The sequence below is a fragment of the Glycomyces artemisiae genome, from assembly GCF_003002955.1.
Lineage (GTDB): Bacteria > Actinomycetota > Actinomycetes > Mycobacteriales > Micromonosporaceae > Glycomyces > Glycomyces artemisiae.
In genome coordinates, this window is sequence record NZ_PVTJ01000001.1 from 223,427 (window position 1) to 247,241 (window position 23,815).

At 72.2% G+C, this 23,815-nt stretch carries 24 protein-coding genes; 19 read left to right on the forward strand and 5 right to left on the reverse strand.

Translation table 11 applies throughout. From position 1 onward, the window contains the following. Positions 1–175 precede the first annotated feature (175 nt). Complete coding sequence (locus B0I28_RS01050; protein ID WP_146147931.1) at positions 176–2,821, reverse strand: terpene synthase family protein; 2,646 nt, start codon at positions 2,819–2,821, stop codon at positions 176–178. A gap of 297 nt (positions 2,822–3,118) precedes the next feature. Here B0I28_RS01050 and B0I28_RS01055 point away from each other — a divergent pair, with 297 nt between their 5' ends. From B0I28_RS01055 to B0I28_RS01075, 5 genes are all read left to right on the forward strand, one after another. Continuing rightward, entirely contained in the window at positions 3,119–4,540 is a 1,422-nt protein-coding gene (locus tag B0I28_RS01055) for an FAD-dependent oxidoreductase (RefSeq protein WP_106361967.1), read from the forward strand. After that, on the forward strand, positions 4,537–7,020 hold the full coding sequence (gene nirB, locus B0I28_RS01060) for a nitrite reductase large subunit NirB (RefSeq protein WP_106361968.1): 2,484 nt from the start codon (positions 4,537–4,539) through the stop codon (positions 7,018–7,020). Before B0I28_RS01055 ends, nirB begins: the two co-directional genes overlap by 4 nt. A gap of 5 nt (positions 7,021–7,025) precedes the next feature. Continuing rightward, positions 7,026–7,367 carry a nitrite reductase small subunit NirD gene (gene nirD, locus B0I28_RS01065; RefSeq protein WP_245888840.1) on the forward strand — a complete coding sequence of 114 codons (342 nt, stop codon included), beginning with the start codon at positions 7,026–7,028 and terminating at the stop codon, positions 7,365–7,367. After that, a complete protein-coding gene (locus B0I28_RS01070) occupies positions 7,367–8,515 on the forward strand; it encodes a uroporphyrinogen-III synthase (protein WP_106361970.1) in 1,149 nt (382 codons plus the stop codon). Before nirD ends, B0I28_RS01070 begins: the two co-directional genes overlap by 1 nt. A gap of 78 nt (positions 8,516–8,593) precedes the next feature. After that, positions 8,594–9,328, forward strand: a complete 735-nt coding sequence (locus B0I28_RS01075) for a hypothetical protein (RefSeq protein ID WP_106361971.1) — start codon at positions 8,594–8,596, stop codon at positions 9,326–9,328. A gap of 71 nt (positions 9,329–9,399) precedes the next feature. On the opposite strand, the gene B0I28_RS01080 is transcribed toward B0I28_RS01075, so the two are convergent. Next, positions 9,400–10,482 carry an NAD-dependent epimerase/dehydratase family protein gene (locus tag B0I28_RS01080; protein WP_106362585.1) on the reverse strand — a complete coding sequence of 361 codons (1,083 nt, stop codon included), beginning with the start codon at positions 10,480–10,482 and terminating at the stop codon, positions 9,400–9,402. Between the two features lie 201 nt (positions 10,483–10,683). Here B0I28_RS01080 and B0I28_RS01085 point away from each other — a divergent pair, with 201 nt between their 5' ends. The 3 genes from B0I28_RS01085 (at position 10,684) to B0I28_RS01095 (ending at position 12,352) form a co-directional block, all read left to right on the forward strand. Continuing rightward, on the forward strand, positions 10,684–11,031 hold the full coding sequence (locus B0I28_RS01085) for a hypothetical protein (protein WP_106361972.1): 348 nt from the start codon (positions 10,684–10,686) through the stop codon (positions 11,029–11,031). A gap of 142 nt (positions 11,032–11,173) precedes the next feature. Then, complete coding sequence (locus B0I28_RS01090; protein WP_219926483.1) at positions 11,174–11,827, forward strand: endonuclease V; 654 nt, start codon at positions 11,174–11,176, stop codon at positions 11,825–11,827. A gap of 72 nt (positions 11,828–11,899) precedes the next feature. Further along, a complete protein-coding gene (locus tag B0I28_RS01095; protein WP_106361974.1) occupies positions 11,900–12,352 on the forward strand; it encodes a hypothetical protein in 453 nt (150 codons plus the stop codon). Here B0I28_RS01095 and B0I28_RS01100 read toward each other — a convergent pair. Beyond that, entirely contained in the window at positions 12,349–12,990 is a 642-nt protein-coding gene (locus B0I28_RS01100; RefSeq protein ID WP_106361975.1) for an MOSC domain-containing protein, read from the reverse strand. The two genes, B0I28_RS01095 and B0I28_RS01100, sit on opposite strands and share 4 nt — an antisense overlap. Positions 12,991–13,072: 82 nt before the next feature. Here B0I28_RS01100 and recO point away from each other — a divergent pair, with 82 nt between their 5' ends. Both recO and B0I28_RS01110 read left to right on the forward strand, forming a co-directional pair. Then, a complete protein-coding gene (gene recO / locus B0I28_RS01105) occupies positions 13,073–13,828 on the forward strand; it encodes a DNA repair protein RecO (protein WP_219926484.1) in 756 nt (251 codons plus the stop codon). A 199-nt stretch (positions 13,829–14,027) separates the two neighbouring features. Then, entirely contained in the window at positions 14,028–14,813 is a 786-nt protein-coding gene (locus B0I28_RS01110) for an isoprenyl transferase (protein ID WP_106361977.1), read from the forward strand. 28 nt (positions 14,814–14,841) lie between these two features. Here the strand turns inward: B0I28_RS01110 and B0I28_RS01115 are convergent, their stop codons facing one another. Next, positions 14,842–15,693 carry an ion transporter gene (locus tag B0I28_RS01115; RefSeq protein ID WP_146147932.1) on the reverse strand — a complete coding sequence of 284 codons (852 nt, stop codon included), beginning with the start codon at positions 15,691–15,693 and terminating at the stop codon, positions 14,842–14,844. A 74-nt stretch (positions 15,694–15,767) separates the two neighbouring features. On the opposite strand from B0I28_RS01115, the gene B0I28_RS01120 reads away from it, so the two are divergent. The 9 genes from B0I28_RS01120 to B0I28_RS01160 all read left to right on the forward strand — a co-directional run bounded on the left by B0I28_RS01120 (position 15,768) and on the right by B0I28_RS01160 (position 22,406). Then, on the forward strand, positions 15,768–16,793 hold the full coding sequence (locus B0I28_RS01120; RefSeq protein ID WP_106361979.1) for a permease: 1,026 nt from the start codon (positions 15,768–15,770) through the stop codon (positions 16,791–16,793). Further along, a complete protein-coding gene (locus B0I28_RS01125) occupies positions 16,790–17,512 on the forward strand; it encodes a TIGR03943 family putative permease subunit (protein WP_106361980.1) in 723 nt (240 codons plus the stop codon). Before B0I28_RS01120 ends, B0I28_RS01125 begins: the two co-directional genes overlap by 4 nt. Positions 17,513–17,663: 151 nt before the next feature. Next, the gene (locus tag B0I28_RS01130) at positions 17,664–18,659 is read left to right on the forward strand and encodes a metal ABC transporter solute-binding protein, Zn/Mn family (protein WP_219926486.1); all 996 of its coding nucleotides are present in this window, start codon (positions 17,664–17,666) and stop codon (positions 18,657–18,659) included. Positions 18,660–18,674: 15 nt separating this feature from the next. Continuing rightward, on the forward strand, positions 18,675–19,439 hold the full coding sequence (locus B0I28_RS01135) for a metal ABC transporter ATP-binding protein (protein WP_106361982.1): 765 nt from the start codon (positions 18,675–18,677) through the stop codon (positions 19,437–19,439). Positions 19,440–19,465: 26 nt separating this feature from the next. Beyond that, a complete protein-coding gene (locus tag B0I28_RS01140) occupies positions 19,466–20,320 on the forward strand; it encodes a metal ABC transporter permease (RefSeq protein WP_106362586.1) in 855 nt (284 codons plus the stop codon). A gap of 53 nt (positions 20,321–20,373) precedes the next feature. Beyond that, on the forward strand, positions 20,374–20,691 hold the full coding sequence (locus tag B0I28_RS01145; protein ID WP_219926487.1) for an ArsR/SmtB family transcription factor: 318 nt from the start codon (positions 20,374–20,376) through the stop codon (positions 20,689–20,691). 26 nt (positions 20,692–20,717) lie between these two features. Continuing rightward, positions 20,718–21,116, forward strand: a complete 399-nt coding sequence (locus B0I28_RS01150; protein ID WP_106362587.1) for a Fur family transcriptional regulator — start codon at positions 20,718–20,720, stop codon at positions 21,114–21,116. Positions 21,117–21,126: 10 nt separating this feature from the next. Then, on the forward strand, positions 21,127–21,498 hold the full coding sequence (locus B0I28_RS01155; protein ID WP_181245588.1) for an antibiotic biosynthesis monooxygenase: 372 nt from the start codon (positions 21,127–21,129) through the stop codon (positions 21,496–21,498). Further along, on the forward strand, positions 21,495–22,406 hold the full coding sequence (locus B0I28_RS01160; protein WP_106361984.1) for a hypothetical protein: 912 nt from the start codon (positions 21,495–21,497) through the stop codon (positions 22,404–22,406). The genes B0I28_RS01155 and B0I28_RS01160 overlap by 4 nt, the downstream gene beginning before the upstream one ends. Here the strand turns inward: B0I28_RS01160 and B0I28_RS01165 are convergent, their stop codons facing one another. After that, positions 22,407–23,642, reverse strand: coding sequence for a hypothetical protein (locus tag B0I28_RS01165; RefSeq protein ID WP_146147933.1), 1,236 nt, complete (start codon positions 23,640–23,642; stop codon positions 22,407–22,409). It lies immediately after the preceding gene. Between the last annotated feature and the right edge of the window lie 173 nt (positions 23,643–23,815).

Consider the following 23,815-nt stretch of genomic DNA (forward strand, 5'->3'; position numbering starts at 1 on the left):
CCGGGGTCGCGCTGGCCCTCGACTACGGTTGGACGCCTTCGGAAGCGGAGGAGGCCGGGCACCCCGAGCACCCGACGTACCCGGGCTACCCGACGTACCCCGAGTTCCCGTGCTGGAGCTACCCCGAGTACCCCCCGTATCCGACCTTCCCCGGACCGCATCCCCCGCACCCGCCTCATCCCCCGCACCCGCCCTGCGAGACAGAGGAGCCGGAGCCGTCCAGCCCCGCCGAGTCGCCGTCGAGCCCGACGCCTTCGCCTGGGGCCCCCGAGCCTTCGGCGCCCGCGTCTCCCGGGCCATCGCCGTCCCCTTCCGCGTCCGAGGCCCCGGCGCCGCCGGTACCGTCCAGTGAGGAGCCCCCTGAGAGCGATGCGCCCGAGAGCGAGCCCCCTGCGGCGCTCCCTGACCCCGGGCCGCTGCCCGAGGCGCTGGCGGTCGAAGAGGCGGCGGCCCCGGTCCAGGCGGACGAGGACGACGACTCCGCGGTCCTTAAGAAGCGCATGGCGGCCGTGGTGCTCGCGTTCGTCGCCGCGATGGGCGCCGGGGCGGCGTTCTCGGGCCGCGCGGGCAGGTAGTCGCGCCACGACGGCGGCCCCGGGACCCGGTACTGCGCCGGAACCGGGGCCTCGTCGGGCCCGCCCGCCTCCAGGAACCGGCCGACGCCGTGGGCGGCGGTCGAGCCCGGCGCGGCGTCGCCGAGGCGCCGCAGGGCCGCCTCGTCGTACCGGTCGGTCCCGTCGAGGTGCCACTTGTGGATCGCGGCGATCCAGTTCTTCAAATCGTCCACATAGGACGTCAATGCGGCCTGCGCGTCCCCGTCCAGCCCGTGCTCCTCGGCGAGGCCCGGCAGGTCGTTCTCCTCGACCATCCGGAACTGCTCGATGCGGGCGTCGGCGAGGGCCGCGGCGATCCGCACCGCCTCCTCGCGCCCGACCCCGAGGTACTCCTCGATGACGATGACGCCGTTGGCGAGCTGCCCTTCGTACTCGACCTCCTTGTGGTACGAGCACACGTCGTTGAGCAGGCACACCGCGTCCATGGCGCACGCCTCCATCCACTGGATCGGCCGCGAGGTCCACACCGCGTCGGGGACCTGCCGCCCGGCGCGCAGGCGCGCGAGGGACATCGTCAGGTCCGAGCCGAACGAGTCGCGGCGCATCTCCACGTAGTCGACGGGGTCGGGCACGCGGTTCTGCCCCTCGGAGTGCAGCTCCCACAGCCAGCCTTCGAGCATCTTCTCCACGGCGGTGCGGAACTCGGCCCGGCCGCGCTCGTCGAACGCGGGCGCGGTGCGCCGCCACAGGTCGTCGAGGCCCTTCTCCAGGGGGTTCGCGGGGGCGGGGGCCGCGCCGAGGTCGACGGGCATGAGCGCCAGGAGCCTGCGGTGCTGGGCGACGGCGGCGCTCAGGTCGCGGCCGCGCCCGAACGCGGCCGGGTAGTAGTCGTCGCCGTAGGTGCCCCACGCGAGCCAGTCGGCGGAGGCGTCGAGCTCCTCGGCGGTGCCGTCGGGGTCGATCCCGGCCGAGCACAGCGCGAAGTCGAAGCCGAGGAACTGCCGCCGGTTCCACAGGCCCGAGCCCGGCAGGGCCGGGTCCGGCGCGAGGAACCCCATGGCGGCGGCCCATTCGACGGCGTGCACGCGGGCGGCGTCGAGGTTCGGGTTGAGCCGCAGCGGGAACGGCTGGTGGAACTCCGGCAGCGCGGTCGGGCCGACCTTCCGGAACGGGATGCGCGCGTGCTGCTTCAGGCCCGAGGCGGCCAGGCGCGCCTGGGACGTGCCGATCCCGTTGGGGCCGCTCAGCACCCGCTGCGCGGCGTCGTTCATGTAGCGGCTGGAGCGCATGTGCCACTCGTGGCCGCCCGCCTGCCAGTCCTGGAGCCCCTTGGCGTACAGGGCGATCGCGAGCTGCTCGGGCGGCGTGACCCCTTCGGAGGCGCACAGCACCGGGATCTCGGTGAGCGCGGTGTTCTCGAACTGGTGGAGCCGCGAGGTGAGCACGTCGTTGACGAGCTCGGCGGCGGGCTGCGTGTCCAGGCCCAGGAACCGCTCGAAGACGAGGACCGCGTTCGCGTTCTCGCCCTCGCTCGTCACTTCCCGCTCGTACGAGAACAGGTCGTTGCGCAGGTGCACGGCGTCGGAGAACGTGTCGCGCAGGACCTTCAGCGGCCGCGAGGCCGCGACCTTGTCGGGGACTTCGGCGCCGACGGCGTACTCGACGATGCCCGCCGACCACGGCGCCCCGCCGACCTTGCGGCGCATCTCGATGTACTCGATCGGGTTCGCGACGCGGTCGGAGGTGATGTTGTCGAGCTCCCACAGCGACTCGAACAGGAGGTTCACCGTGGACACGAGGAACCGCTCGCGCCATCCGGCCGACATCGACGGCGCGGTCCGGTCCCACAGGTCCTTGAGTCCCAGCTCGACCGGGTTCGCCGGCTCCGGCGTCGGGCCGAGGTCGAGGGGCATGAACAGGGGGATGCGGTCGAGGTACGCCTTCGCGCCGGCCTTGTCGCGGGTGCGCTTGAACGCGTCGAGGAAGTGGTCGTCGAAGAAGAACACCCACACGTACCAGTCGGTGACCAGGTCGAGCGCGGACGCGTCGCAGTCGGGGTGCGTGTACGCGCAGAGGAGGCCGTAGTCGTGGCGGTCGAGCTCGGCCTCGTCCCAGATCACCCCGCCCCCTTCGGCGGGGGCGTCGAGCATGCCCATCTCCTTGGCCCAGGTCCGCGCGTGGGCGCGCGCGCCCTCGACGTGCGGATTCAGCCGGGCCGGGTACGGGAGGTAGAACGTCGGCAACACGAACGGGTGATTGTCTGACATACGTGTCCCTTTGGGTGAAACCTGCGTGCAAGGCAGATTTCACTCTAGGTGTCCGAGCAAGATCATCGCTACACCCGGTCGGGTGACGTGCACGAACCGTCCAGGCCGAGACGTCGAACCGTGCGCACTACTTAGCACGCGCGAAACATTGACCGCCCGATCGCGAAACAGCCCCGGGCGAACCTGGACGCCAGTCGGGGGCTGACAGCGCCGTCGCTCCGACGGCGCGGCCGCAGGGGTTGCCCCGCATCCCCGAGGCCGCGTCCGCAGTCAGCCCAGCACCTGGAGGTCCAGCGCGTGAAGGTCGCCATCGTCGGCTACGGCATGGCCGGGGCCCGCATCGCCCGCGAGCTCGGCCGCCGCGGCGTCGACGTCACCGTCTTCGGCGCCGAGCCGGCGGCCGCGTACAACCGCATCCTGCTCTCCAGCATGATCGCGGGCAAGCAGACCGAGGCCGAGATCGCCCTGCCCGTGCCGCCCGACCACGTCGAGCTGCGCCTCGGGGAGGCCGTCGAGCACGTCGACCTCGACGCCAAGACCGTCAACGGGACTGCGTTCGACAAGCTCGTGCTCGCCACGGGCGCCGAGGCGTTCGTCCCGCCCGTCCCCGGCCTCGACCCGCTCCCCACCGGCGCCTATGTGCTCCGCACGATCGAGGACGCGCGGTCGATCCTCGACGAGGCCGCGAACCGCGCGAGCGCGGTCGTCCTCGGCGGCGGGCTCCTCGGCCTCGAATCCGCGCGCGGACTCGCCAAGCGCGGCATGGACGTCACAGTGGTCCACGCGGCGGGCCACCTCATGGACCGCCAGCTCGACCCCTTGGGCGCCAAGGTCCTCGCCGACTCCTACGCCGAAGTCGGCGTCGCGTCGATCACCGATGCGCGGACCACCCGCGTGGTCCACGGCGACGACGGCCTCACCCTCGTGCTCGCCGACGGCCGCACGGTCACCGGGCAGCTCCTGGTCGTCTCCTGCGGCATCCGCCCCAACATCGAACTGGCGCAGGCGATGGGCCTGGAGACCGGGCGCGGCGTCGTCATCGACGACCAGTGCCGGACCTCCCACCCCGACGTGTTCGCGGTCGGCGACTGCGCCGAGCACCGCGGCATCGCCTACGGGCTCGTCGGCCCGGCCTGGGAGCAGGCCGACGTCGTGGTCGACCTCCTCTCCGACCTGAACCCCGACGCCGCCTACGAGGGCTCGCGCCTGGTGACCCGCCTGAAGGCCTCCGGGATCGAGCTCGCCGCGATGGGCGAGGTCGAAGGCGACGAGGTCGTCTCGTTCGCCGACCCCGCGCGGGGCACTTACGCCCGCTTGGTCATCGACGAGGAGGGCCGCCTCGCGGGCGCGGTCATGCTCGGCGACAACCCGATGGTGGGCCAGGTGGTCCAGTTGTTCGACACCGGCGACCCGGTGCCGCACGACCGCCGCACCCTCCTCATGGGCCGCCCCGGCGAATCCGTGTCGGTGGCCCCCGAAACCCCGGCGTCCATGCCCGACGAGGTCGTGGTCTGTCGCTGCAACAACGTCACGAAACGGGAGCTGCGCACGGCGTTCTTCGACGGCGCGCGCACCCCCGAGGCCCTCTCCGACGCCACGCAGGCGTCCACCGGCTGCGGTACCTGCACCGAGGACGTCGCAGGACTCTGCAAGTGGCTGAACAGCACCGTCGCTGGAATCGGAAGCGCCGCGGAACAACTCGATGAGGTGTCAGCATGAGCAAACTCGTTGTCATCGGCGACGGCATGGTCGGCCGCCGGTTCCTTGAAGCGGTCGCCCAGCGCGACCCGTCATGGGACGTCACGGTCCTGTGCGAGGAGCCCCGCCCCGCCTACGACCGGGTCCGCCTGTCGGCGTTCTTCGACGGCGTCAGCGCCGAGGAGCTCTCGCTGGCATCGGACCTCGACGGCGTGGAGGTGCGCCTCGGCGAGGCCGCGACCGAAGTGGACCGGGACGCCAAGGTGGTGCGTTCGGCGACGGGCGAGTACCCGTACGACAAGCTCGTGTTCGCGACCGGCTCGTACGCGTTCGTGCCGCCCGTCGAGGGCGCGGACCTGCCCGGCGTGTTCGTGTACCGCACCATCGAGGACCTCGAAGGGATCAAGGCCCACGCCGACGGGCGCCGCCACGGCACCGTCATCGGCGGCGGCCTCCTCGGCCTCGAAGCGGCGAACGCCCTGAAGCTCCTGGGCCTCGAAGTGCAGATCGTCGAGTTCGCGCCGTGGCTCATGGCCCGCCAGCTCGACGAGGCCGGCGGCGGGGTCCTCAAGCAGCACATCGAATCCCTCGGGATCGGCGTCGACTGCGGCACCGGCGGCACGAAGATCGAGGCCGTCGACGGGCGCCTGCGCATGGACACCAACCGCGAGGGCGTCGCCTACGACACCGACCTCATCATCTTCGCGGCGGGCGTGCGCCCCCGCGACCAGCTCGCCCGTGAATGCGGCATCGAGGTCGGCGAGCGCGGCGGCATCATCACCGACCTGGGCCTCCGGACCTCGGACCCGGACGTGTACGCGATCGGCGAGGTCGCCGCGGTCGAAGGCGTCTGCTACGGGCTGGTGGCCCCCGGCTACGCGATGGCCGAAGTGGTCGCCGACCGGCTCGCGGGCGGCGAGGCCACGTTCCCCGGCGCCGACATGTCGACGAAGCTCAAGCTCCTCGGCGTCGACGTCGCCCAGTTCGGCGCGTTCGACGGCCCCCTCGCCACCACCTACCTCGACCCCGCGAACGGCACCTACGCGAAGCTCGTCCTCTCCGACGACGCCCAGACCCTGCTGGGCGGCATGCTCGTCGGCGACGCCGAGCCCTACCCGCTGCTGCGCGCCAGCGTCGGCGGGAAGGTCCCCGGCACCCTCGCCGACCTCCTCGGCGGCGGCGAGGTCGAAGGCGCCCTCCCCGACGGCGCGCAGGTCTGCTCCTGCAACGCCGTCACCAAGGGCGAGATCATGGGCGCCATCCACGAAGGCTGCCACGACGTCGCCGAGATCAAGTCCTGCACCAAGGCCGGGACCTCCTGCGGCTCCTGTATCCCCATGCTCAAGCAGCTCCTCGCCGAAGGCGGCGTCGAGGTCTCCAAGGCCGTGTGCGAGCACTTCACGCAGTCCCGCGCCGAACTGTTCGACATCGTCAAGGTCACCGGCATCACCACGTTCTCGGAGCTCATCGCCCGCCACGGCACCGGCTCCGGCTGCGACCTGTGCAAGCCCGCCGTCGCCTCCATCCTCGCGTCGCTCTCCAACGGCCACATCCTCGACGGCGAGCAGGCCGCCCTCCAGGACACCAACGACCACTTCCTCGCCAACATGCAGCGCAACGGCACCTACTCGGTCGTCCCGCGCATCCCCGGCGGCGAGATCACCCCCGACAAGCTCATCGTCATCGGCCAGGTCGCCAAGGAGTTCGACCTCTACACCAAGATCACCGGCGGCCAGCGCATCGACATGTTCGGCGCCCGCGTCGAGGACCTCCCCAAGATCTGGCGCAAGCTCGTCGACGCCGGCTTCGAATCGGGCCACGCCTACGGCAAGGCCCTGCGCACCGTCAAGTCCTGCGTCGGCACCGACTGGTGCCGCTACGGCGTCCAGGACTCCGTCAAGATGGCCATCGACCTCGAACTGCGCTACCGGGGCCTGCGGTCCCCGCACAAGCTCAAGTCCGCCGTCTCCGGGTGCGCCCGCGAATGCGCCGAGGCCCGCGGCAAGGACTTCGGCGTCATCGCCACCGAGCACGGCTGGAACCTCTACGTCGGCGGCAACGGCGGCTTCACGCCCCGCCACGCCGACCTCCTCCTGTCCGACGTGGACTCCGAGACCCTGGTCCGCACCATCGACCGGTTCCTCATGTTCTACATCTCCACCGCCGACCGCCTCCAGCGCACCTCCAAATGGGTCGAAGGGCTCGAAGGCGGCCTCGACTACCTCCGCTCCGTCATCGTCGACGACAGGCTCGGGATCTGCGACGACCTCGACGCCATGATGGCCAAGCACGTCGCCAACTACGCCGACGAGTGGAAGGGCGTCATCGACGACCCCGAGAAGCTCCAGCGGTTCGTGTCCTTCGTCAACGCCCCCGAGACCCCGGACCCCTCCATCGAGTTCGAAGAGGTCCGCGGCCAGAAGTTCCCGGCGGGGAGCACCGAGCGCTCCCGGCCCGTCCTGCTCGGCACGCCCGTCATCCGCTCGTCCCAAGGGAAGTGATCCACGTGGAACCCATCTGCGCATTCGACCGGCTCGTCCCCGGGCGCGGCGTCGCCGCACTCCTCGCCGACGGCGCCCAGGTCGCCCTGTTCCGCCTCTACGACGACAGCCTCCACGCCGTCGCCAACCGCGACCCGTTCACCGGCGCGAACGTCCTCTCCCGCGGGCTCGTCGGCGACCGCGGCGGCGAACCCGTCGTCGTCAGCCCCCTCCTCAAGCAGGCGTTCTCCCTTAAGACCGGCGAGTGCCTCGACGACCCCGACGTCGCCCTGGAGGTCTACGCCGTCGAAGTCCAGGACGGCGTGATCCGCGTGGGCGCCCGCTCCGAAGCGGAAGTCGCCGCCTGATGGCCGCCGCCGGAGCCCCCGTCCGCGAGGCCGAGACGACGCTCGCGCCCCTGACCGGCTACACCGTGGCCGTCACCGCGCAGCGCCGCGCCGACGAGCTCGCGACCCTGCTGGAGCGCCGCGGCGCCCGCACGATCGTCGCCCCGACGCTGCGGATCGTCCCGCTCCCCGACGACGAGGCCCTCCGCGCGGCCACCGTCGAACTCATCCGCGAGGCCCCCGACCTCGTCGTCGCCACCACCGGGATCGGCTTCCGCGGCTGGCTCGAAGCCGCCGAAGGCTGGGGCATGGGCGAGGACCTGCTCGACGTCCTCGCCCGCGCCCGCATCCTCTGCCGCGGCCCCAAGGCCCTCGGCGCCGTCCGCGCCGCCGGGCTCACCGAGGAGTGGACCGCGCCCTCGGAGACCGGCGACGAAGTCGTCGAGTACCTCCGCGAACGCGGCGTCAACGGCCAGCGGGTCGCCATCCAGCTCCACGGCGACCCCGCCGAGGACTTCATCCGCACCGTCCGGGCCGGAGGCGGCGCCGCCGTCCCCGTCCCGGTCTACCGCTGGACCCTCCCCACCGACATCACGCCCGTGCAGCGCCTCGTGGACGCCATCTGCGCCCGCCGCATCGACGCCGTCACGTTCACCTCCGCGCCCGCCGCGAACGCGCTCCTGCGCATCGCCGGCGACCAGGCCGCCGACATGCTGGAGGCGTTCCGCGCCCCCGCCGAGGACAACGGCGTCCTCCCCGTCGCCGTCGGCCCCGTCACCGCGTCCCCCTTGTCCCGCTTGGGGGTCGACACCGTCCAGCCGCAGCGGGCCCGCCTCGGGTCCCTCGTGCGCACCGTCGCCTCCGCGCTCCCCAAGCGCTCCAGGCGCCTCCAGCTCGCCACCGGGCACCGCATCGAACTGCGCGGCCACATGGTCCTCCTCGACGACCAGCCGTACCAGCTCCCGCCCGCGCCCATGGCCGTCATCCGCGCCCTCGCCTCCGCCAACGGGAAGGTCCTCTCCAGAGCCGAGCTCCTCGGGCACCTTCCGCGCGGCGCCGACGGCCACGCCGTCGAGATGGCCGTGACGCGCCTGCGCGACGCCGTCCACCTCCGGTCCTGTGTGGAGACCGTCATCAAACGCGGGTACCGCCTGAACCTCGAAGTCTGAGGGGTGTGCGAGCAAGGGCTTCCCTTTGTACGATGAGGGAGCCCGAGTAACCGCCTGCAATCTGAATCGGAGGACGCCATGGCGTACCCGCCAGCGCCCCAGTACCCGCAGCAGCCGCTGCCGCAGGGACCGAAGACCAGGCCGGGGTCGGTCGCGGCCGTGGTGTGGACCCAGTTCATCACCGCGGCACTGCTCGTCGCCACCGGCATCGCCATGTTCGCGGTCCAGTCGGCCGTCAAGGACGTCGTCAGCGACGAGATCCAGAACGACCCCTCGCTCGCCGACTCAGGCATCACCGCCGACGACATCTCCACGATCATCACGCTCACGTTCGCGGTCGTCGCGGGCGTGTACCTCCTCTTCGCCGTGTTCTACGTGATCCTCGGCATCCTGAACAACAAGGGCAACCGGGCCGGGCGCATCCTCTCGTGGGTGCTGTCGGGCATCGCGCTGGCGTGCTGCGGCCTCGGCGGCCTCATCGGGCAGGTCGGCGAGACCACCTACAACGTCAACGGCACCGAGTACCAGGACGAGATGACGCAGGCCGTCGAGGACGCGACGCCGGGCTGGGTGAGCGCCCTCGACTGGGCCACGCTCATCGTGTTCATCGTGGGCTCGCTCATCATCATCATCCTGCTCGCCGTGCCCGCCTCGAACGAGTTCTTCCGCAAGGAGGACCTGAGCGCGGGCCCGTACCAGGGCCAGCCGCCTTACGGCCAGCAGCCGGGGCAGCCCCCGTACGGGCAGCAGCCTCCGCAGGATCCGGGCCAGCCGCCGTACGGGCAGCAGCCGCCCGCGCCGCCGGTCCAGTAAGCGACGCAACGGGAACGGCCCCGCCTCGATCGAGGCGGGGCCGTTCCGCGTCTCCTGTGGCTTTGCCGGGTCTAGCCCGGGGGCGCGGTGGGCGGCGGCACCGCGAAGGTCCGCTCCCGGTCGTAGCGCTCCAGGGCCTCGGTGTCGGCCTCCGTGCCGTGCCAGGCCGCGAGCAGCTCGCCTTCGCGCCTGCGGCTCAGACCCGCGCGGAGGGTGGGGGCGGCCGCGTTGGCCTTCCACCACCGCTCGATCGTGGTCGCCAGCGGCGACAGGTGCAGCCCGGCCGCGACGGCGGGCGCGGAGGGGCGGCTGCCGTGCCCGTCGTAGTCGGGGGAGGGCGCCCAGAAGCCGAGCGATTCGTAACCGGCCCAAGGGGTCACCTCCTGTTCGAGGATGAACTCCTGCGACACCCAGGTGAGGTTCGGGCGCTCGGTGAGGACGCCCTGCTCGATGAGCGCGTCGGCGATCCCGTGGAAGAACGCCTCCATGCCGATGTGGTCGCCGATCGCGTCGTAGGTGCCGCTGAGGCCCGTCTCGGCGGCGTCGAGGAGCCAGTTCGCGTAGTCCTCGACGTCGATCCACTGCACGGGTCGCTCCTGCGGCCCCGGCGCGAGGATCTCGCCGCCCTCGCTGAACCGCAGCGGCCAGTAGCCGAGCCGGTCGACCGGGTCCCCGGCGCCGACGATGAGGCCGGGCCGGGTGACGAGTGCGCGGTCGCCGAGGCGCTCGCGCACCATGTTCTCGATGGCGACCTTGCTGGCGCCGTAGACCTCCACGGACGGGTCGGTGGAGTCGGGCGCGGTCGGCTCGAACACCTCGTCGGTGACGATCTCGTGCTGGGCGTAGGCGGAGATCGAGGAGATGAACGACCAGTGGCCCGCGCCGTCGGCGAGTGCATCGAGGACGGGCCCGACGTGGGCGGGGATGCGGGCGACGTCGAAGACCGCGTCGAACTGCTTGCCCCGCAAGGCTTCCACGCCGCCTTCGACGCTGCGGTCGATTGCGACGAACTCGGCGCCTTCGGGCGGCTTGCCGCTGGCGCCGCGGGCGGCGACGGTGACCTGGTGGCCGCGTTCGAGCGCGAGGGTCGCGATCTTGCGTGACAGGTAGACGGTCCCGCCGAGGACGAGGATCCGCTTCGGTTGCGTGCTCATGCCCTTGAGCATGGCGGCCTGCCGGTCGGCGGGCAAGTGCGTTCGCCCACGGCGGATCCGCTCACAGCAGCGCGCGGCATGAGCGACGAGAGTCGGGGCTCGTCGACGGATCGGCGCCGGGTTCGAGGATGGCATCGCGGCGGTCTTGCGGCGGGGCGCGCGCGGGCTCAATATGCTGGGAGTAGACCCGGGGAGGGCGCCATGACCGACGATTGGGACGCCGCGGCCGACGACGTGGAAGACGGCGCGGAAGGCGGCTCGGAGGACGCCGCGGCAGGCGGCGCCGACGCCGCCGGGGACGGTTTCGGCGACGACTTCTTCGCCGACCTCGAATCCGCCCCCGGCACCAGTACGGCCGCCGACGACCTCTTCGCCGCCGACGGACCCGACGAGTACTCCTACGAAGCCGAGTCCGACGGCACCTTCGAGACCGCTGCGTCGGACCCCGCGGATACGGTCGACACCGCGACCGGCGATGTCGACGATGCGGCCTTCGACGATGCCGACTTCCCGTTCGACCTCGACTTCGACGTGGGCGGCGAAGGCTGACGCGACCCGGCCGAGGCGGTCCCGCTTTCGGGTGACAAGATCGCCGGGAGCGCCGGATCTTGTCGTACCCCCGGGGAACCATCGCCCCTACGGTCCCCCGGGTGGGTGGGGGTTAGGGATGGAAATAGCAGCACACGTGCGCATGCCTCGCAACGAGGCCGAGGCGGTCGCGATGCAGGTCGAGCTCGCCGGGTGCGTGGTCGCCGCCGACGACGACCGTCCCGTCGACACCGTTGCGGGCCTTGACATCGCCTACGACAAGGACTCGGACACCGCCGTCGCCACCGCGGTCGTCCTGCGCCGGAGCGACCTCGCCGTGCTCGACGAGGCGGTCGTCCACGGAACCTCCGACTTCCCGTACGTGCCCGGGCTCCTCGCGTTCCGCGAACTCCCGCTGCTGCTCAAGGCGATCGAGGCGCTCACCGTCGAGCCCGACCTGTACCTGTGCGACGGCTACGGCCTCACCCACCCGCGCCGCTTCGGCCTCGCCTGCCACCTCGGCGTCGTCCTCGACGCGCCCGCGATCGGGGTCGCGAAGAACCCGCCGCACCTGCCCGTCGCCGGCCCCGGCCCCGCCCGCGGCGACTGGTCGCCGATCACCGCGGGGGAGGAGACCGTCGGCTGCGCGCTGCGCACCCGCGACGGCGTCAAGCCCGTGTACGTCTCCGTGGGCCACCGCCGCACGCTCGCCTCGGCCCGCGAGCTCGTCCTCGAACTCGCCCCCCGCTACCGGCTCCCCGAGCCGATCCGCGCCGCGGACCAGTTGGGGCGCAAGCGGCTCGCCGAGACGCGGTAGGGCCTGCCCCACCCCCGACCGGCCCGCCCACCGGATCGCGGCCGGTGGGCTTTCGCCCTTACCGTTGAATGCATGCAGAAACCCCAGTCCGTCACCAACGCCGCACTACTGTGGACGCTCGCGGTCGTCGCGGGCGTCATCGAGGCCGTCTTCGCGGTCAGCGAGATCCGACAGGACACCGGGCTCGACGCGGGCGTGTGGACCGCCGTCGGCGTCCGCGGCCTCGTCTACCTCGCCGTGATGGCCCTCATCGTGGTCTTCGCGACCGGCCGCCGCTGGGCCCGCTGGGCGCTCGCCGGGCTCCTGTCCGTCATCGGCCTCGCGTCACTGGTCGTCGAGCCGGCCCGCCTCCTCATGGACGGCACGCCGTTCCTGGAGGCCTTCGGCGGCGACGGCGACCTCATGATGGGGATCTTCGTCGCCCGCATGCTGCACATCGGCGCCGTCCTGGTCGCGACGATCGTCATGTTCAGCCCCAGCGCGAACGCGTACTTCCGCAAGCCAGCCGAAGCCGTCGCGGCCTAAGCGCCCCGCAGCCACGCCGCCTCGGCGGGCGGGAGGTCCGGGACCGACGCGACCACTTCCACGAGGTCCCGCTCGCCCATCGCTGCCCGGAAGAACATCGCGGCCGTCACCCCGTGGTCGGGCCGGTGCACCACTTCGAGCACGGCGCCGGCCTCGACGTGCCCCGGCTCGACCACGCGCAGGTACGGGCCCGGCCGGGCCTCGCGCGTGAACGTCTTCAGCCAGCCGCGCTCGTCGATCCAGCCGCGGAACGTGCCGCACGGGATGCGCGCCCCGGTCACCTGGAGCACGAGCCCGCCGGGCCCGGCCCAGCGCTCGCCGATGAGCGCCGCGTTCACGTCGTAGCCGCTGGTCGTCAGGTTCTCCCCGAACGCGCCGGGCGCGAACTCGCGGCCCGTGAGCGCCCCGAAGTGCGCGTAGTCCTCGCTGCCGTAGACGTACACGGCCTGGTCGGTGCCGCCGTGGTTCCGGACGTCGCCGACGCGGTCGCCCGCGAGTCCCACCGTGCCCTCGCCCTTCGGCCCCGGCGAGGTCACCTCGACCGGGCCGTCGACGGGCCGCTTGTCGATGTAGGTGGCTGTGAGGCCCTTCCACGGGTTCTCCCGCGGGCGGCCGATGTTCACCGAGAGGATCTTCACGCGCCGGAGCCTAGCCGCGCCCGCCGTGCGCCTCAACCGCATTTGCGGTGTCGGTGCCCCCGGCTAGGCTTGCGGCGTGGGGGTGAGCACTCGGAAGCTGTTCCGCGACGACGCGGTGGTCCTGCGCACCTTCAAACTCGGCGAGGCCGACGCGATCGTGTCGCTGCTGGGCCGCGGCCGCGGCCGCTACCGCGCCATGGCGAAGGGCCTGCGCCGCACGTCCTCGAAGTTCGGGGCCCGCCTCGCCCCGTTCAGCCACGTCGACCTCCAGCTCATCGAGGGCCGCGCCGAGCTCCACACCGTCACGCAGGCGGTCGGTCTGCACCTGTCCGGCGGCGCGATCAGCGCCGACTGGGCCGCGTACACCGCCGCGTGCGTCATCGCCGAGGCCGCCGAGCGGCTCGTGCCCGAGGACCACCAGCCCGACCTCGACGTCTTCCAGCTGACCCTCGGCGCCTTCCGCGCCCTCGCGGAGACCGAGCTGCCGCCGGTGCTCGTCATGGACTCGTACCTGCTGCGCGGCATGAAGTCCGCGGGCTGGGCGCCCTCGCTCGACCAGTGCGCCGTGTGCGGCGCCGACGGCCGCCACCGTGCCTTCGCCGTCGCCGCGGGCGGCGCCGTCTGCGGCGACTGCCGCCCCGGCGGCGCCTCCGTCCCCGCCCCTTCCTCGCTGGAACTCATGCGCGCCTTGGAATCCGGCGACTGGGGCAGCGCCGTCGCCGCCGACCCCCGCCAGCGCAGCGAAGCCGCGGGCCTCATCGCCGCCCACTTCCAATGGCACTCCGAACGGCCCCTGCGGACGCTCAAGTACGTGCCCCACGGCCGCGGCGGCGCCTGAGCGGTCGCCGGGTCCGGCCCGCCTGCGCCGCGGGCGGGAACGCGAATGGTTCGCACGTCCGTTGTCGCCCCCGCTTGCAACAGTGCCCGAAGGGACCGACAGCGGCAGTGCGGGCGAGGGGGCCTCGGGGCGGGATTACGATCGAGGCCCCGCCGGGCGCGGTCGCCCAGGCGGGGTTCCCCGTCGAACTGGAGGTCCCGTGAGCCGCACCTATGAGCCGCCGAAGCCGCACCCGTCGGGCGCGGTGCCGCCCGAGCTGCCGCGCGACCTCGTGCCGAAGCACGTGGCGCTGGTGATGGACGGGAACGGGCGGTGGGCCAAGGAGCGCGGGCTGAAGCGGACCGAGGGCCACACGATGGGCGAGGCGTCGCTGTTCGACACGATCGAGGGCGCGATCGAGATGGGCATCGGGACCCTCTCGGCGTACGCGTTCTCGACCGAGAACTGGCGGCGCAGCCCCGACGAGGTGCGGTGGCTCATGGGCTTCAACCGCGACGTCATCCACCGCCGCCGCGACGAGCTGCACGCCATGGGGGTGCGCATCCGCTGGGCCGGACGCCGCCCGAAGCTGTGGAAGAGCGTCATCAAGGAGCTCGAAGTGGCCGAGGAGCTGTCGAAGCACAACGACAAGATCACGCTCCAGTTCTGCGTGAACTACGGCGGCCGCGCCGAGATCGCCGACGCCGCCGCGGCGCTCGCCCGGGACGTCAAGGCCGGGCGGCTCAACCCCGAGCGCGTCACCGAGAAGACGTTCGCGCGCTACCTGTACAACCCGGACCTGCCCGACGTCGACCTGTTCCTGCGCCCCTCCGGCGAGCAGCGCACCTCCAACTTCCTGCCCTGGCAGTCCGCGTACGCCGAGATGGTCTACCTCGACGTGCTGTGGCCCGACTTCGACCGCCGCGACCTGTGGCGCGCCTGCGAGATCTACGCGCGCCGCGACCGCCGCTTCGGAGGGGCCGAGCCCAACCCGGTCGCAGGCTGAGCCGAGCCGGGTCGCAGCAGTCCGGGCTTTAGCCGAAGGGCGTGAAGCCCCGGCCGCGCTCCTGGTCGGCCTGGAGCTTGTCGACCGTGGTCTGGAGCTTGTCGATCCGCTCCAGGATGAGCGCGGTGTCGGCCGACACCTGCTCGTCGAGGTCGTCGAGGCGCTGCGCCTCCTCCATGGAGGCCAGCACCACGCCGAGCAGCAGGTTCACCAGCACGAACGCGCCGAACAGGATGAACACCAGGTAGTACGGCAGCGTCCACATGTTGTGCTCCATGCTGTTGCGCATGACGTTGCCCATGTCGTCGAACGCCACCAGCTGGAACAGGTTCAGGAGCGCCTTCCCGACGGTCCCGAAGTGCTCGGGGTCGGAGGCGCTGAACGCGATCCAGCCGACCATCGCCCACAGGTACATGACCACGCCCGTCAGCGCGAACACGCCCGCCGACTTCGGCAGCGCCTTCCCGGCCGCGACCAGGATGATCCGCAGGGACGGCAGCGACCGGAAGATCCGCACGATCCGCGCCAGCCGCAGCATCCGCAGGATCGTCACGTTCTCGCGCAGGCCCGGCATGAACGAGGCGACCACGATCACGAAGTCGAACACGTTCCAGGCGTCCTTGAAGAACCGCAGCGGCCGCCGCCCGAACGACGCCAGCCCCGCCAGCACCTCGAACGTGAAGAACCCCAGGCACACGTGGTCCACCCAGTGCAGGAACTCCGCGACCGCCGCCGAATGCGGGAACGTCATCGCGCCCAGTGCCGCCGCGTTCACCAGGATCACCGACATCGACACCATCTGGAACCGCGGGCTCGCCAGCAGCGCCCTGCAAGCGGCGGGGATGCGGCTGGGGTCGGTACCTAGGGTGGGAACGCGCACCGCACAAGAGTAGTAAGTCGGCACACTCGGCGACTGCGGAGGTGAGCGGCCCGGTGACGCATTCGTCGGTCCCCATGCCGCACAATGAGGCGGTGAGCGCCGACCTCGCCGACACCGACGCCCCCGCCGCCGAGCGCCCCCCGCGGGCCCGCCGCCGCGGGCTCACCTCCATCGAGGCCCTCGGGCTGCTCCTCGTCTTCGGCCTCACCGCCCGGCCCGGCCTCACCGACCTGTTCGCCGCCCCCGCCGCCCAGGCCTGGGCCGCGCGGTTCGTCGCCGTGTGCGTGCAGGCGTTCCCGTTCCTCGTCCTCGGCGTCGCCCTCTCCGCAGCCATCAGCGCGTTCGTGCCCGCCGGGTTCTTCCACAAGGCCGTCCCCAAGCGCACCGCGCTCGCCGTCCCCGTCGCAGGCGTCGCCGGGGCCGTGCTCCCCGCCTGCGAATGCGCCTCCGTGCCCGTCGCCGGAGCCCTCGTGCGCCGCGGCGTCGCCCCCGCCGCCGCGTTCACGTTCATGCTCGCCTCCCCGGCGATCAACCCGATCGTCGTCGTCTCCACGTTCGTGGCCTTCCCGGGGAACCCCGAGATGGTCGCCGCACGCGTGTGCGCCTCCCTCGTGGCCGCGGTCGGCATCGGCTGGCTGTGGGCGAAGCTGGGGAAGACCGAGTGGCTGCGCCTGCCCGAGCACCGCCACCACGACGACGGCAAATGGGCCGCGTACTGGGCCGCGATCCGCCACGACTTCCTCCACGCGGGCGGCTACCTCGTCATCGGCGCCGCCATTGCCGCGAGCCTGAACACCCTCGTCCCCGAGACGTGGCTCGCGCCGATCGCCGACAGCCCCGTCCTCGGCGTCCTCGCGCTGGCGGTCCTCGCGGTGCTCGTGTCGATCTGCTCGGAGTCGGACGCGTTCGTGGCCGCGTCCCTGACGCAGTTCTCGCCCACGGCGAAGCTCGCGTTCATGGTGGTCGGCCCGTTCATCGACGTGAAGCTCGCGGCCATGCAGGCCGGGACGTTCGGCCGCCGCTTCGCGGCCCGCTTCGCCCCCGCGGCGTTCCTGGCGGCGCTCGCCGCCGCCGCACTGATGGGAGTGGTCTGGCTGTGAGACGCGACGCGCAGGCGGTGATCCTGCTCCTGGTCGGCGGCGGGATGCTGCGGCTGGCCTGGACGGGCGACTACCTCGACTACGTGAAGCCGTACGCGTTCTGGCTCATCGTGCCTGCCGGAGTGCTGCTCGTGGCGGTCGCCGCGATCACCGGCGTCCAAGCGTGGAAGGACCGCGCGGACTCCGGCGACGGGCACGGCCACGGGGAGCCGAAGGTCGCGTGGCTGCTGCTCGCGCCCGTGGTCGGGATGCTCCTGGTCGCCCCCGACGCGCTCGGGTCGTACGAGGCCGAGCGGACCGGCACCGTGGTGGGCGCCGAGGAGTCCCGGTCGAGCTACCCGGAGCTGCCCGACGACGTCGACCCGGTGCCGCTCACGCTCCTCGACTACGCCGCCCGCGCGATCTTCGACGAGGGCCAGACCCTGGAGGGCCACCGCATCCAGCTGCGCGGCTTCATCCTCTACGAAGGCGACGAGCCGCAGCTCGCGCGCATGGTCGTCTCCTGCTGCGCGGCCGACGCCCGGCCCGTCAAGATCGGCTTCGACTGGGCTTCTTCCAACAGCGACGTCCCGGCGGATCTGGAGCCGGACCAGTGGGTCGAGGTCGTGGGGGAGTACAGCCCGCGGCAGGGGCGCGACGAGATCAACGGCGAGCTCGTCCCGTACATCGAGGTCGAATCGATCACCGGCATCCCCGCCCCCGACAACGAGTACCAGTAGCCACGTCACTCTTTCGCGTGATCCGGGTCATGGAGTAGCGGCAGCGCGGCCCCGGACGCGAGGCGTCGCCGCTGGTCGCGGCCGTCGTGGACGTGCGCAGCGGTCATATTAGATGTTGACAATGATTGTCATGACGGAGCAAGGTTCAAGCATGCGCCGATCCAGCTTGCTCATCCTCCCCATCGCCGGCCTCGCCGCCGCCGGCACCCTCGCCGCGTGCGGGGGCCAAGGCGGCTCCGACGACGGCACCACCGGCGTCGTCGCCGCGTTCTACCCCCTCGCCTACGCCGCCGAGCAGGTCGGCGGCAACAACGTCAACGTCACCAACCTCACCCCCGCCGGCCAGGAACCCCACGACCTCGAACTCTCCCCCTCCGACATCGCCGAGATCGAAGAGGCCGACTACATCGTCTACCTCAAGGGCTTCATCCCCGAGCTCGACGCCGCCATCGAGGAGTACGCCCCCGACAAGGCCCTCGACGTGTCCACCGCCGTCGAAACCATCGGCTACGACTCCACCCAGGTCTTCGAAGACGACCACGCGGACGAGCACGCCGACGAGACCGCGGACGAGCACGCCGAGGAGGAGGGCGAGGAGCACGAGCACGAAGCACTCGAAGGCACCGACCCCCACGTCTGGCTCGACCCGGTCCGCTACGCCCAGATCGGCCAGGCCATCGCCGACGGCCTCGCCGGGATCGACGACGCCAACGCCGACGACTACAAGACCGCCGCCGACGCGTTCACCGCCGACCTCACCGAACTCGACGCCGAGTTCACCGACGGCCTCGCGAACCGCACCGGCGACGCCATCGTCACCTCCCACGCCGCGTTCGGCTACCTCGCCGACCGCTACGGCCTCACCCAGGTCGCCATCTCCGGCCTCAGCCCCGACCAGGAGCCCGACTCCCAGCGCATGGCCGACGTCGCCCACTACGTCGAGGAGAACGGGATCACCACGATCTTCTTCGAGACCCTCGTGTCCCCCGACATCGCCGACACCCTCGCCGCCGAATCCGGCGCCACCACCGCCGTCCTCAACCCGCTCGAAGGGCTCACCGACGAGCAGGTCGACGCCGGAGAGGACTACTTCACTGTGATGCGCGAGAACCTCGCCGAGTTGCAGACCGCCCTGGGCGCGGCGTAAGGCAGCATTAGGCCAATGCCCGTCCTCACCGTCCGCGGCGCGACCGTCTCCTACGGCGGTCGCGCCGTCGTCCGCGGCGCCGACCTCGCCGTCGCCCCCGGAGAGGCCGTCGCCCTCATGGGCGCCAACGGCTCCGGGAAGTCCACGCTCATCAAGGCCGTCGCCGGACTCGTCCCGCTCGCGGGCGGCACGATCGAGCTGTTCGGCACCCCGCAGAAGCGCTTCCGCGACTGGAGGCGCATCGGCTACGTGCCCCAGCGCACCGGCGCCGCCTCCGGTGTCCCCTCCACCGCCGCCGAGGTCGTCTCCCAGGGCCGCCTCGCCCACCGGCTCCTCGGCATGCCCGCCCGCCGCGCCGACCGCGACGCCGTCGCCCGCAGCCTCGCCGAAGTCGGCCTCGCCGACCACGCCCACTGCTCCGTCGACACGCTCTCGGGCGGCCAGCAGCAGCGCGTCCTCATCGCCCGCGCCCTCGCCACCGACCCCGACCTCCTCATCATGGACGAGCCCACGGTAGGGGTCGACGCCGAGACGCAGACCGCGCTCGCCGCCGTCATCGCCGACCGGATCGACGCCGGGTGCGCGGTCCTCCTCGTCACCCACGAGCTCGGCCCGCTCACCGACCGCCTCGACCGCGCCGTCGTCCTCGCCGACGGGAAGGTCGTCCACGACGGCGCGCCCCCGCGCCCGGTCGGCGAGCACGCCGACCCCGCGCACGAACACGTGCATCCGCACGCCAACGGCCACAACGGCACCGACGACCTCTGGGGCGGCAAGTGATCCTCGACTACTTCCAGTACGAGTTCATGCAGCGCGCCCTGCTCAGCGCGCTCGTCGTCGGCCTGTGCGCGCCCACCGTGGGCGTGTTCCTCGTACAGAAGCGCCTCGCGCTCATCGGCGACGGCCTCGGCCACGTCGCGCTCACCGGCGTCGCCGTCGGCTTCCTCACCGGCGCCGCGCCCGTGTGGACCACCCTCGCGGTCACCGTCGCCGCCGCCGTCGTCATGGAGCTGCTGCGCGCCAAGTCCAAGACCTCCGGCGACGTCGCGCTCGCGATGCTCTTCTACGGCGGCCTCGCGGGCGGCGTCTACCTCACCGGCATCGCCTCCGACAAGGGCGTCGCGAACCTCCAGCAGTACCTGTTCGGGTCGCTCCTGACCGCCGGATGGTCCGAGGTGTGGACCATCGTCATCGGCGGCGCCGCCGTCGCCGCGCTCATGCTGGTCCTGCGGCCCTGGCTCACCGCGATCTGCGCCGACGAGCAGTACGCGCGCGTCTCCGGCCTGCCCGTCGCCGCCCTCAACCTGCTCCTGCTCGTCACCACCGCCGTCACGGTCTCGGTGTCGATGCGCGCGGTCGGCATCCTCCTGGTCAGCGCCCTCCTGGTGATCCCCGTGGTCACGGTCCAGCAGTTCACGCGCTCGTTCAAGGCCACCATGTTCGCGTCGATGGCCGCCGGGTTCCTCATCTCCGGCGCCGGGGTCCTCACCTCCGCGGCCCAGGACGTGCCGCCCGGCGCGACCATCGTGCTCATCGGCGTCGCCGTGTTCCTCGTTACCGCCGTCGCCGCGGCCCTGACCCGCCGCGTGCGCCAGACCCGCCGCGCCCACCTGCCCCCCGAAGGCGAGCCGCTCGAAGTCGAACTCCCCGCGAACGCATGACCGCGGCGGCACCTGGGACCTCACCGGGCCCGGCGACGCGATATTTTTGCGGAGTGCGGACCGAGACCGAGCTAGCCGAAGAATCCACGCCCGCCGACTACGAGTCGGCGGGGGAGCTGCTGCGCGCGCTGGCGGCGCCGCTGCGGATCGCGATCGTCATGGAGCTGGCCGCGGGCCCCAAGTACGTGCACCAGATCGTGGAGACCCTCGGCGTCACGCAGCCGCTCGTCTCGCAGCACCTGCGGGTCCTGCGCGGCGCGGGGATCGTCCGCGGCACCAGGTCGGGCCGGGAGATCTCCTACTCGCTCATCGACGACCACATCGCGCACATCGTCACCGACGCCGTCAACCACGCGAGGGAGGAGCACTAGTGGCGACCAAGCCCCCGGCCGAGAACATGGCCAGGTCCACCAAGCAGCGGACCGCGATCCTCGACCTGCTCGAACACGACGACGCGTTCCGCAGCGCCCAGGACCTCCACGCGATCCTCCGCGACGCCGGGTCGAAGATCGGCCTGACCACGGTCTACCGCACCCTCCAGGCGTTCGCCGAGGCCGACATCGTCGACGTCATGCGCCTGCCCGGCGGCGACCACCTGTACCGGCTGTGCTCCGCCGAGGAGCACCACCACCACCTCGTGTGCCGCTCCTGCGGGAAGACCGCGGAGGTCGCCGGACCCACGGTCGAGCGCTGGGCGAACAAGGTCGCGGCCGAGCACGGCTTCACCGACGTGGGGCACACGCTCGAACTCCACGGCCTCTGCGCCGACTGCTCGCGTGCCGCGACCGGACAGTAGGGTAGGCAGCGTGCTGGTTGTATATCGTTTCGCCGTAACCGAAGGCGAGACGGAGACCTTCTCGCGCGACGCCGGGGACGCCCTCGCGGCGCTCGCCTCCTGCGGCGGCTACGTGCGCGGGGGCCTGGGCCGTGCGCTGGACGACTTCGACACCGACGACGCGGTGTGGATGCTGTGGACCGAGTGGGACGACGTCGGCTCCTACCGCCGGTCCCTCTCGAACTTCCAGGTGAAGATGGCGACCCCGCTGCTGTCCCGGGCCCTGCCCGAGGCGTCCGGGTTCGAGGTCCTCGCCGAGTGCGCCCCTGGTGAGCAGCCGCGCCGCACCGGCTCCGACCGCGAGGCGGACCCCGAGACCGCCCGCCGGGAGGCCGCCCGATGAGCGACCGCGACGCCGCGCGCCCCGACGGGGACGCGCAACCGGAGCCTGAACCGCGGCCCGAGGCAGCCGCGAGCGAACCGGCCCCCGAGCGGGTTCGCGACGACTCCCCGGCGCCCGAGCTCGTCGAACACATCGAGCCCCCGCAGCCGGTCCCCGACCGCGAGCCAGCGCCCGAGCCCGAGGCGCCCGCGCAGCACGACACCGGGCCGATCGAGGTCGAGCCGCACACGTCCGTCGAGGCCGTCGCCGAACCGGCCGCGCCCGCGCAGATCGCCCCCGAGCCCGGGGCCGCCCCGATCCCGTTCGAGCCCGAGCCGTCCGTCCCCGAACCGCCCGCGCCGGTCGCATCCAGCGCTGATGCGGACCTGGGCACCGCTGACACGCTCGCGCTCCCGCCGACGACCGCGGCCGTCGAGCCCACCCCGGTGACCTCGTCCGCGCCGCCGCCCCCCACCGGCGTGCCGGTGCCGTTCGCGGCCCCGCCCACCGAGCGCAACGGCGGGCGCCTCGCGCTCAAGCTGAGCCTCGGCATCGGCGGCGGCTTCCTGCTCGTGACGGCCGTGGTCGTCGCCGTCGTCGTCGCGATGGCGACGTTCACTCGGTCCCTCAGCGAGGAGATCGTCGACACCGCCGACTCCTTCATCGCCGAGCTCGCCGACGAGGACTGGGACGCCGCGTACGCGATGCTCTGCGCCGACCTGCGCGACCGCCCGGCCGACGACTACATCGCCGAATGGGAGTCGTGGGACGCGGCCACCGCCGAGGTCCAGCCCTTGGGCTACAACGACGTCGACGTGCGGGTCCGTCTCTCGGACGGTTCCCAGATCGCGCTCGTCGTCCCCGTCGAGCAGGCCGACCAGACGATCGGCACCAGCATCTGCGGCTGGTACGACGTCACCACCGATTAGCTAGCCGCTGTAGGGCGGCTGCGGCGAGTACGGCTGCGGCGGCTGCTGCGGTCCCGGCGCTCCCGGGTACTGCTGCTGTTGCGGGTACGCCCCCTGCTGGGGCGGCGGCCCGTACGGCGCCTGCACGACCACGACGAGCGCCGCCGCGCCCTTCCCGGGCGTCCAGGATCGCACGCCGGGCGTGAGCACCGCGATGAACAGGGCGATGAGCAGGGCGGCGATGAGGAGCTGGCGCGATAGGCCGATCACCCACTGGGTCTTCTCCGGCGGGAGCGCGTACGCGCTGTACCTGACGAAGTCCATGGTCTGCGCGACGGCGATCGCTCCCCAGGGGAGCGCCAGGATCGAGGTCCACACGATCGTGAACACGCGCGCGCCGAACGAGCCGCGCAGGACCCCGAGCGCGGTGATGAGCGCGAACACGGCGGCGAGGACGCCCGCCGCGGCGGTGACGAGGACGAGTCCGGTCCCGTACCCGAAGGCCATGTACTCGATGCCGTAGCCGCCGTTGTTCATCGCGATGAGCGACCGGATCGAGCCGAACCCGGCCCAGGCGGTCAGCGCGACGAGCAGGCCCGCGAGGACCGCGGCGAACGTCGCCGCCCCCGGCCGCGTCGCGGGCCGCTCGGGGCCTGCGCCCGGAGCGAAGCCGCCCGGCGCGCCGGGGAGCTGCACTTCGCCTCTTTGGATGCGGTGCATGAGGATCCATTGCCGCGCGGACTTGGAGCACAGGAGGCCCAGGAGCGTTCCGTACAGGCCGGCGAGGACGATGCCGACGAGCAGCGAGACCCACCCGGTCTCGATGAAGATGATCCCGAAGACGATCGCGACGGAGCTGAGCGCCAGGCCGAGGATCGCGGAGACGAGCGACCAGATCCACGCCCACCGCTTGCCGCGGGTGATGTGGATGCCGGAGGCGAGCGCCTGGACCGTCGAGTACACGGCGAACGCGAGCCCGATGAGGCTGAACGGGTTGAAGTAGCTGACCAGGCCGATCGCCGAGCCGATGTCGCCGATCCCGGCGAGGGCCGTGAAGATCCACAGGATGACCTGGATGCCGGTGATCGTGCCGGGCTTCGCCATCGACATCGCGGGCGGCGGGGCCTGCCCGGGGAGCGGCTGGTCTGGGCGCAGCTGCACCGGGCCGTACGCGCCGCCGGGGCCCGCCTGTTGTGGCGGCGGCGCGGGCTGGTACTGGAGGTGCATCCGGTCGGGCGGCGGGGGCGGGAAGGTCATCGGGGCGGGTTCCTCGCGATCGAGCGGTGCGTACGCGGTTGCGTAGCGGCCACCTTACCGGAAGCGGGCCGCCGCGGCCGCCCGCTCCGAGCGGGGTTTTCACGCGCCCTGGGGGAGCGGCGGTTTGCTAGTCTGACTGTCGCTGAACGACCTCCGATCAGAGCAGGACGCGC